Source organism: Enterobacter sp. UPMP2052, assembly GCF_053709675.1.
Genome location: NZ_JBSKJR010000005.1, coordinates 127707 through 141775 on the forward strand (window position 1 = coordinate 127707; position 14069 = coordinate 141775).

Consider the following 14069-nt stretch of genomic DNA (forward strand, 5'->3'; position numbering starts at 1 on the left):
CTGGCGTGTTATCGGGATAAGGGTTCGACTTCAATTAATGCGAGGTCTTTTTTACGCAATACCAGATTGACGCGTCGGGTTTCGATATGAACGGGATCGCCCAGGGGCGCAACGCGTACGACCTGGAATGACGAGCCGGGGAGCATGCCCAACGACAGCAGCTTCTGCCGATAGGCCGGGCTAATTTCACGGGTAAAACCGGTAATTTTCCATGCACTGTCTGGTGTAAATTGCATAATGCCTGATTCCACGGAAGGTTAAATAATCTACTACAGGATGATAATGAGAATAGTTTTTATCAGCAATAATAAAAATGTGACGGGATGTTGTTGGTGCAATTAATTTCGCGCCAGTTTGACCTTGCTCAATATTAGTGATTTTAAGAAATGAAGCGCAAAAGGGTTATTTGTTAAAGATGTGATAAATAGTGGTGTAAATACGGATATACAACCGGTTTCATATTTTTTATAAATGAGTGAGGACTTAATTATTTAATTTTCTGCGATCTGTATGCCGGGCCTACAAAAATCGTAGGCCCGGTAAGCGCAGCGCCACCGGGCGTTTAGCCACTTAGCGCTTCTTACCCATTGCCGCCGCCAGCGCATCCATCATCGCGCTGTTGCCAGCCGGTTGTGCCTCGCGACCGCGTGGTTTTGCCGCTTTGGCCGCCGGGCGCTGCTGTTCGCGGCCACCGCCGTTGCTGCCACGGCGCGCGTTGGTTTCGCCAGGCTGCTCGTCCAGACGCATGGTCAGGGCGATACGCTTGCGCTGCAGATCCACTTCCAGCACCTTCACCTTCACGATGTCGCCCGCTTTGACCACGGTGTGCGGATCTTCCACGAACTTGTCGGCGAGGGAGGAGATGTGGACCAGGCCATCCTGATGCACGCCGATATCGACAAACGCACCAAAGTTGGTGACGTTGGTCACTGCGCCTTCCAGCACCATGCCCGGCAGCAGGTCGTTCATGGTTTCGACGCCGTCAGCAAAGGTGGCGGTTTTAAATTCAGGACGCGGATCGCGGCCCGGCTTTTCCAGCTCTTTGATAATGTCCGTCACGGTCGGCACGCCGAACTGTTCGTCGGTGAAATCGACCGCTTTCAGATTACGCAGCGCGCTGTTATCGCCCATCAGATCTTTCAGCGCCTGTTGGGTGGCCGCCAGAATACGCTCCACGACAGGATAGGCTTCCGGGTGAACGGTGGACGCATCCAGCGGGTTGTCGCCATGGTTGATACGCAGGAAGCCCGCACACTGCTCAAAGGCTTTCGGCCCCAGACGGCTTACCTTCAGGAGCTGCTGGCGGTTCTTGAACTGACCGTTCTCGTCGCGCCAGGCCACAATGTTCTGCGCCATCATGCGGGTTAAGCCCGCTACGCGCGTCAGCAGGGGAACGGAAGCGGTGTTGAGGTCTACGCCGACGGCGTTAACACAGTCTTCTACTACCGCATCCAGCTTGCGTGCCAGCTGCGTCTGGCTCACGTCGTGTTGATACTGGCCCACGCCGATGGATTTCGGGTCTATCTTCACCAGCTCCGCCAGCGGATCCTGCAGACGGCGGGCAATTGAGACGGCACCGCGCAGTGAAACGTCGAGATCCGGGAACTCCTGCGCCGCCAGTTCGGACGCGGAATAAACGGACGCGCCCGCTTCGCTGACGATGACCTTCTGCGCCGTGACTTTCGGGAACTGCTTCTGTACATCCAGGTAGAACCGCTCGGTTTCGCGTGACGCGGTGCCGTTACCGATGGCAACCAGCTCAACGTTGTACTTCTCGCACAGCGCCGCTACCGCAACAGCCGCTTTGGCTGCCTGGCCGGTATGCGGATAGATGGTGTCGGTCGCGACCAGCTTGCCGGTCCCGTCAACCACCGCCACTTTCACGCCGGTACGCAGGCCCGGATCGAGGCCCATGGTCGCGCGCAGGCCCGCCGGCGCGGCCATCAGCAGGTCGTGCAGGTTACGGGCAAAGACGTTGATCGCCTCGTCTTCCGCACGCTCGCGCACGGTACCCATCAGCTCGGTTTCGAGGTGCATCAGCACCTTAATGCGCCACGTCCAGCTCACCACGCCTTTACGCCAGGCATCTGCCGGGGCGTTGTTCAGGCGCAGGCCGAGGTGGTCGATGATGATCTGCTCGCAGTGGCTCTCTTTTGGCGGCTCGTCGAACTGAGGGTCGGCATTCAGGGAGAGCTGCAATACGCCTTCGTTGCGGCCGCGGAACATGGCCAGCGCGCGGTGCGACGGCGCGGTAGAAATCGGTTCGTGATGGTCGAAGTAGTCGCGGAACTTCGCGCCTTCTTCCTCTTTACCGCTGACAACGGTCGAGACGATGTGGGCATTCTTCCACAGATAATCACGCACTTTGGCGAGCAGCGCCGCGTCTTCAGAGAAACGCTCCATCAGAATATAGCGTGCGCCATCGAGCGCAGCCTTGGTGTCCGCCACGCCTTTATCGGCGTCGATAAATTTCGCGGCTTCGGTGTCCGGATCGTGAGAGGGGTCGTTCCACAGCAGATCGGCCAGCGGCTCAAGACCTGCTTCGATCGCAATCTGCCCGCGCGTGCGGCGCTTTGGTTTGTACGGCAGATAGAGATCTTCTAATTCGGTTTTGCTGAGGGTGCCGTTAATGGCTTTTTCCAGATCGCTGGTCAGTTTGCCCTGTTCGCCGATGGATTTCAGGATGGCCTGACGTCGGTCTTCCAGCTCGCGCAGGTAGCCCAGGCGGGTCTCCAGATTACGCAGCTGTGTGTCATCCAGACCACCGGTGACTTCCTTACGATAACGTGCAATAAACGGCACGGTGTTCCCTTCATCAAGCAGGCGAACGGCAGCTTCTACCTGTTCGGCTCTGGCCTGAATATCACCCGCAATAATGCGGCAGAGCGACTCTTTCATCATGGCTTTATCATCTGTTGGGTCGAAAAATCAGGGGATAGTTATACGGGCTGACACGGCAAAATGCCAGCCGTGGAGGGCGCTCTCGGACTATTTAACGTACTCGATTTCGTTCACGTACCAGCTCGCTTCCCCGCCAGGGGTCTGGACAACGGCTAAATCGCCCACTTCCTTTTTCAGCAGGGCGCGGGCCATGGGGGAATCGATGGAGATGTAATCCTTACGACCAAAAATTTCATCGTAGCCGACAATCCGAAAACGCAGGGTGTCGCCGTCGTCATTCTCTATTTCCACCCACGCGCCAAAGAACACTTTGCCCTCCTGCTGCGGGGAGTAATCGACGATTTTGAGGTGTTCGAGGCATTTCGTCAGGTAGCGTACGCGGCGGTCGATTTCGCGCAGCCGCTTTTTGTTGTATTGGTAGTCAGCATTTTCGCTGCGATCGCCCAGGCTCGCAGCCCAGGTGACTTTTTTGGTCACTTCCGGACGCTCTTCGCGCCACAGGTAATCCATCTCTTTTTTGAGCTTCTCGTACCCTTCGCGGGTGATCAGGGGCGTTTTCATGGTGTGACCTTCTGACTCGACATCGTTGCAAACCTTTCGCACATTACGTATCACATAAAATAACAGACAGTGTAAATAAGGGTTTATGTGATGATGTGTGCAGATAAGCTGCTGTTAAATATGCTTTGTAACAATTTCGACTAGAATTTATACCAGAATTCGCTGGTCGAATACGTGCACTTTTTTAGAATACGCTGTTATTAAACGATCCGAACCTTTGGGAGTACACATAATGCAAGAGAACTATAAAATTCTGGTCGTGGATGACGACATGCGCCTGCGCGCGCTGCTCGAACGTTATCTGACCGAGCAGGGCTTCCAGGTTCGTAGCGTGGCGAACGCCGAGCAGATGGACCGTCTGCTGACTCGCGAATCGTTCCACCTGATGGTCCTCGACCTGATGCTGCCGGGCGAAGACGGCCTCTCTATTTGCCGCCGCCTGCGTAGCCAGAGCAACCCGATGCCGATCATCATGGTGACGGCGAAGGGCGAAGAAGTTGACCGTATCGTGGGCCTGGAGATCGGCGCTGACGACTACATTCCAAAACCGTTCAACCCGCGCGAGCTGCTGGCCCGTATCCGCGCCGTGCTGCGCCGTCAGGCGAACGAACTGCCTGGCGCACCGTCGCAGGAAGAGGCGGTTATCGCCTTCGGCAAGTTTAAGCTGAACCTCGGCACGCGCGAGATGTTCCGTGAAGACGAGCCAATGCCGCTGACCAGCGGTGAGTTTGCCGTCCTGAAAGCGCTGGTGAGCCACCCGCGTGAGCCGCTCTCCCGCGATAAGCTGATGAACCTGGCGCGTGGCCGCGAATACTCCGCAATGGAACGTTCCATCGACGTGCAGATCTCCCGTCTGCGCCGCATGGTGGAAGAAGATCCGGCGCATCCTCGTTACATTCAGACCGTATGGGGTCTGGGCTACGTCTTTGTCCCGGACGGCGCTAAAGCATGAGGCGAATGCGCTTCTCACCGCGAAGCTCGTTTGCCCGCACTCTGCTCCTGATTGTCACCTTGCTGTTTGTCAGCCTGGTGACAACCTACCTGGTGGTGCTGAACTTTGCGATCCTGCCGAGCCTCCAGCAGTTTAATAAGGTTCTGGCGTACGAAGTCCGTATGCTGATGACCGATAAACTGCAGCTGGAGGACGGCACGCAGTTAGTTGTTCCCCCGGCGTTTCGCCGTGAAATCTACCGTGAACTGGGCATTTCGCTTTACTCGAATGAGGCGGCGGAAGACGCGGGTCTGCGCTGGGCGCAGCACTATGAATTCCTCAGCCAGCAAATGGCGCAGCAGCTGGGTGGCCCAACCGAAGTGCGCGTTGAGGTCAACAAAAGCTCGCCCGTCGTCTGGCTGAAAACCTGGCTGTCACCCAACATCTGGGTGCGCGTCCCGCTGACTGAAATCCATCAGGGCGACTTCTCTCCGCTGTTCCGCTATACCCTTGCGATCATGCTGCTGGCGATAGGGGGCGCGTGGCTGTTTATCCGTATACAGAACCGACCGCTGGTTGACCTGGAGCACGCGGCGCTGCAGGTCGGTAAAGGGATTATTCCACCGCCGCTGCGCGAGTATGGTGCGTCGGAGGTGCGTTCGGTGACGCGCGCCTTTAACCACATGGCGGCAGGCGTGAAGCAGCTGGCGGACGACCGCACGCTGCTGATGGCGGGGGTGAGCCATGACCTGCGTACTCCGCTGACGCGTATTCGTCTGGCAACCGAGATGATGGGCGAGCAGGACGGGTATCTCGCCGAGTCCATCAACAAGGACATCGAAGAGTGTAATGCCATTATCGAGCAGTTCATTGACTACCTGCGCACCGGGCAGGAGATGCCAATGGAAATGGCCGACCTGAACGCGGTACTGGGTGAAGTGGTGGCCGCCGAGAGCGGTTACGAGCGTGAAATTGATACCGACCTCCAGGCGGGCGAGATTCAGGTGCGTATGCATCCTCTCTCGATCAAGCGTGCGGTCGCCAATATGGTGGTTAACGCGGCGCGATACGGCAACGGGTGGATCAAGGTCAGCAGCGGCTCAGAACTTAACCGCGCGTGGTTCCAGGTGGAAGACGATGGTCCGGGCATTAAGCCTGAGCAGCGTAAACATCTGTTCCAGCCGTTTGTACGCGGCGACAGTGCGCGCAGTACCAGCGGAACGGGTTTAGGCCTCGCGATTGTGCAGCGTATTGTCGATAACCATAACGGGTTGCTGGAGATTGGCACCAGCGAGCGGGGCGGTTTGAGCATTCGCGCCTGGCTACCTGTGCCGGTGACGCGTGGGCAGGTGAAAGAGAGTTAAATCTCGAAGGTGCGGTCTGATGCCCTCACCCCGGCCCTCTCCCACGGGGAGAGGGAGATGATCTTCCCTAACGCCGGGCGAAGATGATGATGTTCCCTCTCCCCGTGGGAGAGGGTTAGGGTGAGGGGCAAGGGTTACAGCTTTGGTCCCGCACTCACCAGCGCAACGCCCGCCGGGGTGTCGGTATACTTCTCAAAGTTCTCAATAAACAGCTTCGCCAGCGATTCCGCCTTCTCACGCCACTGCTCCGGTGAACCGTAGGTATTGCGCGGGTCGAGAATACGCGTCTCCACGCCCGGCAGCTCCGTCGGGATCGCCAGATCAAACATCGGCAGCGTGAAGGTTTCGGCGTTATCCAGCGAACCATCCAGAATGGCGTCGATAATGGCGCGGGTATCTTTGATAGAGATACGTTTGCCGGTGCCGTTCCAGCCGGTGTTCACCAGATACGCCTGCGCGCCGACGGCCTGCATGCGTTTCACCAGCACTTCAGCGTACTGTGTCGGGTGCAGCGACAGGAACGCCGCGCCGAAGCAGGCGGAGAAGGTTGGCGTTGGCTCCGTTACGCCACGCTCGGTCCCCGCCAGTTTAGCGGTAAAACCGGAGAGGAAGTGGTACTGCGTCTGGCTGGCCGTCAGGCGAGAAACCGGCGGCAACACGCCGAACGCATCAGCCGTCAGGAAAATCACCTTCGTCGCGTGACCCGCTTTTGACACCGGCTTAACGATATTGTCGATGTGATAGATCGGGTAAGAGACGCGGGTGTTCTCGGTTTTCGAGGCGTCGTCGAAGTCGATGGAGCCATCGGCACGCACGGTGACGTTTTCCAGCAGCGCATCGCGTCGGATGGCGTGGTAAATATCCGGCTCCGCCTCTTCAGACAGGCGAATGGTCTTCGCGTAGCAGCCGCCTTCAAAGTTAAACACGCCGTCATCATCCCAACCGTGTTCGTCGTCGCCAATCAGGCGGCGTTTCGGATCGGTGGAGAGGGTGGTTTTACCGGTGCCGGACAGGCCGAAGAATACCGCCACATCGCCTTTCTCCCCAACGTTTGCAGAGCAGTGCATCGAGGCAATACCGCGCAGCGGCAGCAGGTAGTTCATCACCGAGAACATCCCTTTCTTCATTTCGCCGCCGTACCAGGTCCCGCCGATCAGCTGGATGCGCTCGGTCAGGTTGAAGGCGATGAAGTTTTCGGAGTTCAGGCCCTGCTCTTTCCACTGTGGGTTAGTGCATTTCGCGCCGTTCATCACGATGAAGTCAGGGGTGAAATCGTGCAGCTCTTCGTCGGTTGGGCGAATAAACATGTTCTTCACGAAATGCGCCTGCCAGGCCACTTCGGTGATAAAACGCACGGAGAGACGGGTGTCGGCGTTCGCGCCGCAGAAAGCATCGACAATAAACAGACGCTTGCCGGAAAGTTGATGGGTGACGAGCCCTTTCAGATGCTGCCAGGTTTCCGGGGAGAGCGGTTTGTTATCGTTCTTCCCTTTGCCTTTATCAGCCCACCACAGCGTATCGCGGGTGGTTTCGTCTCGGACGATATACTTATCTTTCGGCGAACGACCGGTAAAAATACCGGTATCGACGGCGATAGCACCAAGGTTCGTCAACACACCTCGCTCGTATCCTTCCAGTGCTGGATTGAGCTCTTCCTGATACAACGTATCGTAATCGGGGTTGTAGACGACTTCCTGGACGTCGTGAATACCATAAGCCTTGAGATCTTGCGGGGTTAAACCAGTAACACGCATATCACTGCTCCTTAGCCAATATGTACTGCCTGAAATTGTAGGGTTTTTCTGGGGTTGTTAACCGCGACGGGGCTCATAGATTTACGTATCTGGACAAAACCCTTGCTAACGGAAAACGCTGCGACTCCAGTCACAGGGCAGGCGGATTATCGCAGGAATCGCTTTTTGGGTGGGGAAAATGTTCCTAAAAGGTTAAATGCTGGTGATTTTAACGGAGAGAATGTGAATGTAATCGCATACATGTTGGAAAATTACGTAAGAGTTACAGTGCTAAAAACGATTCACATCGCCTGCAGCAATGCAGATTTCTGACTATGTTGAGGGCGCCTGTCCTGAAACAATACGCTTTTCGTGAAAAAGGGATGAGAAATGGAAAACAGTGAGACGCTGTCGCTCCCGGCGCGTGGTGCCGTGGTACTTGCCGGCGCATTGCAGGGAGCGCTGTGCTACGCGGTGACCTGGTACATCGACTATGCCAGCTTGCCGTCCAACACGCTGTGGCTGCTGTGCCTGATACCCGCCACGGTGGTGATGACCACCACGCTGGCGCTTTCGGTCACGTCGCTCAACGCCCGTTTTTTATGGCTGGCGTTAGGGGGGCTCGGCGCTGTCGTGGCGGGCATGGGGGCCTGGCTTAAAGGGTCCTTGTCGGGGCTTGGGCAGTGGGACGTGAGGGAGACGCTGCTCTTTTTTGGCTTTCATCTCCTGCTGATGACGCTGTTTATCCTGCCCTGGATCCAACGGCGTCTTGCGCCAGAAGGGGCCTTTTACAGCGATTTCTATGCCAGGAACTGGCAGAACGCGCTGACGATAGCCATCGTTTTTGTCTCTAACGGCCTGTTCTGGCTGGTGCTTTTCCTGTGGGCCGAACTCTTTAAGCTCATCGGCATCGCATTTTTCGAACGGCTTTTCTTTGATACGGCCTGGTTTATTAGCCTCTCATTCGGCATCGTTTCGGCGAGTGCGGCCGTGCTGGCCCGCGTGCAGGTGCGGCTCATCGCCGCATTGCAGCATCTGCTCACGCTTATCGCCACCGGCCTGCTGCCGTTGACGGCGGCGCTGGCGTTGCTTTTTATCGGCGCATTGCCTTTCGTGGGCCTGGATACCATTTCAACACGCATCTCCGCAGCGGGCCTGCTCACGACGCTGGCGTTACTGTTGCTGCTTCTGGTGACGGTCGTCTGGCATCCGCAGCGCCGCACGTTGCCTTACTACTCTGCGCTGAACGCTTTGGTTCGCCTGGCGGTGATCGTTGTGCCGGTTTATCCCGTTCTGGCCGCATGGGCACTGTGGCTGCGCATTTCACAGTACGGCTGGTCGCCCGACCGCCTGTACGGCACGTTGGTCACTATGGTGGCGCTGGTATGGGCAGTCGGTTTTTGCGTCAGCGTCCTTTTCTACCGTCGTGAATCGCAGAAGATCCAGGCGTACGTCACGCCAGCGACAGGGTTGCTCTCACTGCTCTTTCTGATATTGATCCACACCCCCGTGCTCGACCCGTGGCGCATTAGCGTGAACAGCCATATGGCGCGCTACAAGGAAGGGCGGCTCGCGGCAGATCAGATAAGCCTGTCTATGCTCAGCCACAGCGGGCGTAAGGGACGAGAGGCGCTGGAAATGCTGCAAAACGATCCGCAGTTTATTTCAAACCCTAAGCGCCAGCGCGAGCTTAATGGTCTTCTCTCTGAAAACCGTGGCGGGGCGGAGAAAATGACCGCCGCGATGCTGGAAAAGCAGATCCAGCTCGCGCCGGGAATGGCCCGTCCTGACAAGGGATTATGGCAAGCCATGCTCAGCAATCAGTATCGCTTTGAGAGCTGTGATAGCGCCCAGGGTAACTGTTTGCTCATGTCGCTCGATCTCAACGGAGACGGCAAACCGGAAGCGGTACTGTATCAATTCACCGATCGCACGATCGTGGCTTACACACAAACAGACACAGGCTGGAGGATAGCCGGAGACGCGTGGAAAATGCCGGAGGCATTGACCAGAGAAGAACTCGACCGCGCATTACGGCAGGGGAAGGTGAAATCTATCGTGAAACCCTGGGCGGATATTGAGATTTTCGGGGAGCGTGTCGACATGAGTTACGACAGTTACAACAACGCGCAGTGGCGCTAGCGTACTTTCTTGCCGGGTAACGCTACGCTTACCCGGCCTACAATGAGCAATCATATCAAGAGATTGCACAATTTTTTGTAGGCCCGTGCAAGCATAGCGCCGTCGGGCAACAGACTCAGAGCTTAGTGAACCTGCGGATCCGCCGGGGAGGCGTTATTGCGGATTTCCGCAATATCCATCGAATTGAACACGTAATGCGTGCCGCAGTAGTCACAGTGCATGTCGATTTCGCCGTCTTCCGCCATGATGCTGTCGATCTCTTCATCTGGCAGGGTTTTTAGCGCGCCCGCACAACGTTCACGGGAGCAGGTGCACTTAAACTCAACCGCCTGCGGATCGTAAACCGTCACTTCTTCTTCGTGATACAGACGCCACAGCACGTCGGTCGCTGACAGGGTGAACAGCTCTTCCGCTTTGATGGTTTCCGTCAGCGTCGCCAGGTGCTCGAAATCGTTGGTCTGCGCGTCCTGAGCAGGCAGAACCTGCAGCAGCATACCGCCAGCCGCCGGCTGGCCGCCCACTTCACCGGTGCGGATGAACAGACGGGTAGGCAGCTGTTCAGAACGCATGAAGTAATCTTCCAGACAGGCGGCCAGGGTATCGCCTTCCAGACCGACAACGCCCTGATAGCGCTCGCCTTCTTCTGGAGAAATGGTGATGACCAGGTAGCCATTACCCACCAGCGTTTTGAGGTCTGCGTTTTCAGGTACGTCGCCCTGAACGCGCGCCACGCCGCGCATCTGCTGCTGGTTGTTGCCGTTGATCACTGCCAGCGTCATCGGGCCATCGCCCTGCAGCTGCACGGTGATATCGCCTGCGAATTTCAGCGTGGCGGTCAGCAGGCTGGTGGCAACCAGCAGTTCGCCCAACAGGTTTTTCACCGGCAGCGGGTAGTTGTGGTTTTCCAGAATCTGTTTCCAGGTTTCGGATACGGTGACCAGCTCGCCGCGCACGGCGAATTGTTCAAACAGATAGCGGTGTAATTGGTCGTGTTGGGCCATTTTCATCTCTCGTGCAGGTGAGGTTATTCGCTCTCACCGTGTTTAAATTTCATCAGATCGCGGCGCTCTTTCTTATCCGGTCGCCGGTCCGGGTGTGGCATCGTCAGCGCGTTCATTCTGCGCGCCAGCGCGGTTTTCTCGCGCTTCTCAATGCTTTCTGCCGTCTCTTCATAAAGCAAAACGGCTTCGGTTGCGGGGCGCCGCTGCTCGGTGATGGCTTTCACCACCACCGTTTTTTCATCGTTGCCCTGGCGAAGCGTCAGGGTGGCATTCAGTTCAACCAGCTTGCTCGGTTTGCTGCGCTGGCCGTTGTAATGCACTTTGCCGCCGTCAACCATTTCACGGGCAAGGGCACGCGTTTTATAAAAACGGGCAGCCCACAGCCATTTATCCAGTCTTACCCCATCAACGGGCTTTTCTTTCATGGCGTCTCCTTCACGGTGAGTGAGGGGATCATCCGGCGATAATCGTTCAGCCCCGGATGCCGCACGTAGCTTTTCTCGGCCAGGCCAGAATCAGGATTGGTCACGCCCAGGCAGTAGCGGATCCCGAACGTGGCGGCCGCATCCAGAATCGGCTCGCTGTCATCAATGAACAGGGTTCGCTCCGGCTGTAAACCGGTCTCTTCCGCTACCGCATGCCACAAACGCTGATCCTCTTTCGGATAACCAAATGTGTGGGTGGAAAGTAATAAATCAAGGTGCGCAGCAAGACCGGTGTGTTCCAGCTTCACGGCCAGGTTATGAGGATGCGCGTTGGTCAGCAAAATACGGCGCTTGCCGCTTGCTTTCAGGGCATCCAGGAACGGCACCGTGTCTTCACGCAAGACGGCGCGCGGCCCCTGCGTCGTCGTCATGGCGCAAATATCCAGGCCGAGGCGCTCGCTCCAGTAATCAAGACAGTACCAGTTTAGCGTATGCTGCACCGCGCTATATTGCGAACGAATGAATTCCTGCGCTTCTGCGGCGGAGATACCCTGCTGCTCGCCATAGGTTTCCGGCACCAGCTTTTGCCAGAAGTAGTTATCAAAGGCGAGATCGAGCAGCGTGCCGTCCATATCCAGCAGGACGGTATCGACGTCCTGCCAGGCGATATCAAGATGCATAAGGGAAACTCCAGCCAGAAGAAACGTGCGCGACAGGGTAGCATAACTTGTCGCGCGGTGACGTTATCCGATCAGGCTCTCGGGAGCGGAGATAAGCTGAGGATTAAGGCAGTTTTCATAATATTGCTGGATGTCGGCCAGACGCGAACGCGAGCGCTGATAGCGGCGTACCGCCAGATAGCCGTTGCAAATAATGCACACCAGCATCGTGAGCATCAGCAGGGAGGTGCCAATGTAACGCCATAACCCGGCGCTATCCGGCATGCGGTGCAGGCCGATATGACGCGTGCCGTTGGCATCGGTATAAATCCCCGTCACGATCCCTTCTGCGGTGAACGGCGTTTGCATCAGCATCTGCGCCAGCCGCTGGAATTCACCCCACTGCTCCTGAGCAGGGTAGTCGTAAAGAGAGACTTGAGGATAAGGCTGGTCGACCAGGTCGCTGCCCTCATCGCTGGCGATAACAAAGCCGCCCGGTGCCGGGCTGTTTAGCGCCTGCGCCGCACGGGTGGTTTCGCGCATCACGAACGGCGCGGTGGACGTTGCCACCAGGTTGTCCAGCGACTCGGCGCTGACCGGGCGCAGCAGCACGTTGACGCCATCCAGCCGTCCCGCTTCGGCGCGTTTCACCAGGGCATCCCAGTCTTTGCTGTTACCCAGGTTCACCAGGGCGTTTTTAAGGCGTACGCACTCGTCCTGAGCGGAACACAAATCCTCTGTCTTCAGCACGATTTCACCGAAGTCATCGAGCAGTACCATGCCGGATTTTTGAATTGCCGAGCGCAGCGCCGGACTGACGCGAGAATCATCATCCGGTTTGGGGTGAAGCTGGCGGTTAACCGTCTGGGTGAGCGCATTGGCTTTGGTGACGATATCCGATTCCGGTAACGGCAGGGGAGGCGCGTCGTTCCAGATAATTTGCGAACAGTCGAACGGCATAAACGGTGAATTCTGACGGGTGTTCCACGCGCCCGGCGCATGGATATTACACATCCCGGTTCCCTTCAGACGCAGCGTATCGCCGACGCGCACGCCCGCGTCGTCCAGCTGTTTAACGCTGGTGGCTTCGACGGTTTGCGCCCCTTTAAACCACGACAGGGTGAATTTGATCGGCATATCCAGCGGAACGAAAAGCAGCAGCATCGCGAAGACCAGTGCGGCCCCCCCGGCGATAACCGTGCTACGCAACCAGTGCTGAAGCGGGAAGTTTTTCACTTCATCATGCAGGGAGAGATACCGCCCCTGGCGCACAACGTGGCGGTCAAGGTAGATATCAATATCCGTTTTATGGCCTAAATCCTGGACGATCCACGGTTGCCAGTGGCGTGGGTAGATCAGATCGATAATGCCAAGCGAGATATTGTTGAGATGTTCCTGATCGTTCTCGCCGAACAACCCCCAGCGCTTTGGCGTTCCGCGCAGGCAGTGGATTTCACGCAGCGAAGTTTTCGCGGGAGGGGCATACAGGCCCCATAACCCGGCGGCCAGCAGCAGGATAGCCCCACCGGCGAGCCACGGCACGAACACGTCGGGCGTGAGCAGGCAGAAGAAAAACAGCAGGAACGCGACCACGATCAGCACCGCTTCGCGGATGCCATCCGGGCGGCTCAGGGCGTACTCTTCATGCGTCTCCTGACGGATGTTCAGCAACTCAATCTGCTCGGTCTCTTCACCCCGAATCGAGGCCTGCGTGGAGCTTGCACGCTCCAGCGCAAAGCGCGGCGCTTCCTGAACGTATTCGCTCAGGGTGTGGCCGTTAAGCGTAATCACCAGCGGAAGGGCGTCGGTATGGATCAGCTCTACGCTGTTCTCATCGTTGATGTACTGCTCCCAGAAAGGCGGCAGATGCACCTCAACCGAGTCGAGGTAGTAGCGCCATTTATTGGGATCGTCGGTAGTGATGCCATAGCGGGTAATGGAACGCGTCACGCACAGCACCGTGTCGCTTTGCGCGTTCAGGTTGAGCGATACCGGCGCGGCAGTCGCCCCCGTCGGCCCGGGCGACTGCTGAGAGCGATTAAGCGTTTCAAGGTATTGTTCAACTGCGCTGCGTTCTTCTGGCGACAGCTTACGCGTGGTCGCGCCAGCAAAAGCGTTCAGGAAGGGCAGCCGATATCGGCGATGTACGCGACGCCTGTATAGCCACCCTGCAATCATTGCGCCGGCCAGCATAGCAGCGAGAAAAATCAAAATGGTGCTCATGCTTTCCCCATCTTACTTAATTTTCTTACAGGTGTAGTCAGTTGCACCTTTAAAAATGAAACAGAGTCTGTGGTTGGCTATCGGCAAGTAAGGAGTCGAACTTGAGCATTTTGAAGCGCATCCCAGTGA

At 57.0% G+C, this 14069-nt stretch carries 11 protein-coding genes; 3 read left to right on the forward strand and 8 right to left on the reverse strand.

From position 1 onward, the window contains the following. Positions 1-8: 8 nt before the first annotated feature. The 3 genes from feoA to greB all read right to left on the reverse strand — a co-directional run bounded on the left by feoA (position 9) and on the right by greB (position 3462). Positions 9-236 (reverse strand): ferrous iron transporter A, encoded by a 228-nt coding sequence (gene feoA / locus ACWKX3_RS15480; RefSeq protein WP_447087695.1) that lies wholly within the window; start codon positions 234-236, stop codon positions 9-11. Positions 237-570: 334 nt separating this feature from the next. Then, positions 571-2901 carry a Tex family protein gene (locus ACWKX3_RS15485; protein WP_058609489.1) on the reverse strand — a complete coding sequence of 777 codons (2331 nt, stop codon included), beginning with the start codon at positions 2899-2901 and terminating at the stop codon, positions 571-573. A gap of 87 nt (positions 2902-2988) precedes the next feature. Further along, a complete protein-coding gene (gene greB / locus ACWKX3_RS15490; RefSeq protein ID WP_006177891.1) occupies positions 2989-3462 on the reverse strand; it encodes a transcription elongation factor GreB in 474 nt (157 codons plus the stop codon). 232 nt (positions 3463-3694) lie between these two features. On the opposite strand from greB, the gene ompR reads away from it, so the two are divergent. Next, the gene (gene ompR, locus ACWKX3_RS15495) at positions 3695-4414 is read left to right on the forward strand and encodes an osmolarity response regulator transcription factor OmpR (protein WP_006177890.1); all 720 of its coding nucleotides are present in this window, start codon (positions 3695-3697) and stop codon (positions 4412-4414) included. Next, positions 4411-5757 (forward strand): two-component system sensor histidine kinase EnvZ, encoded by a 1347-nt coding sequence (gene envZ, locus ACWKX3_RS15500; protein WP_058609488.1) that lies wholly within the window; start codon positions 4411-4413, stop codon positions 5755-5757. Before ompR ends, envZ begins: the two co-directional genes overlap by 4 nt. A 134-nt stretch (positions 5758-5891) precedes the next feature. Here the strand turns inward: envZ and pckA are convergent, their stop codons facing one another. Further along, positions 5892-7511: a phosphoenolpyruvate carboxykinase (ATP) gene (gene pckA / locus ACWKX3_RS15505; RefSeq protein WP_058609487.1), complete on the reverse strand. Its 1620-nt coding sequence runs from the start codon at positions 7509-7511 to the stop codon at positions 5892-5894. Between the two features lie 369 nt (positions 7512-7880). On the opposite strand from pckA, the gene ACWKX3_RS15510 reads away from it, so the two are divergent. Continuing rightward, positions 7881-9632 (forward strand): DUF4153 domain-containing protein, encoded by a 1752-nt coding sequence (locus ACWKX3_RS15510; protein ID WP_454542056.1) that lies wholly within the window; start codon positions 7881-7883, stop codon positions 9630-9632. 122 nt (positions 9633-9754) lie between these two features. On the opposite strand, the gene hslO is transcribed toward ACWKX3_RS15510, so the two are convergent. The 4 genes from hslO to ACWKX3_RS15530 all read right to left on the reverse strand — a co-directional run bounded on the left by hslO (position 9755) and on the right by ACWKX3_RS15530 (position 13940). Continuing rightward, positions 9755-10633 (reverse strand): Hsp33 family molecular chaperone HslO, encoded by an 879-nt coding sequence (gene hslO, locus ACWKX3_RS15515; RefSeq protein ID WP_042322244.1) that lies wholly within the window; start codon positions 10631-10633, stop codon positions 9755-9757. A 23-nt stretch (positions 10634-10656) separates the two neighbouring features. After that, a complete protein-coding gene (hslR, locus tag ACWKX3_RS15520) occupies positions 10657-11058 on the reverse strand; it encodes a ribosome-associated heat shock protein Hsp15 (protein ID WP_454542057.1) in 402 nt (133 codons plus the stop codon). Further along, positions 11055-11738, reverse strand: a complete 684-nt coding sequence (yrfG, locus tag ACWKX3_RS15525) for a GMP/IMP nucleotidase (protein WP_006177884.1) — start codon at positions 11736-11738, stop codon at positions 11055-11057. The genes hslR and yrfG overlap by 4 nt, the downstream gene beginning before the upstream one ends. Positions 11739-11801: 63 nt before the next feature. After that, the gene (locus ACWKX3_RS15530; RefSeq protein ID WP_058609484.1) at positions 11802-13940 is read right to left on the reverse strand and encodes an intracellular growth attenuator family protein; all 2139 of its coding nucleotides are present in this window, start codon (positions 13938-13940) and stop codon (positions 11802-11804) included. Between the last annotated feature and the right edge of the window lie 129 nt (positions 13941-14069).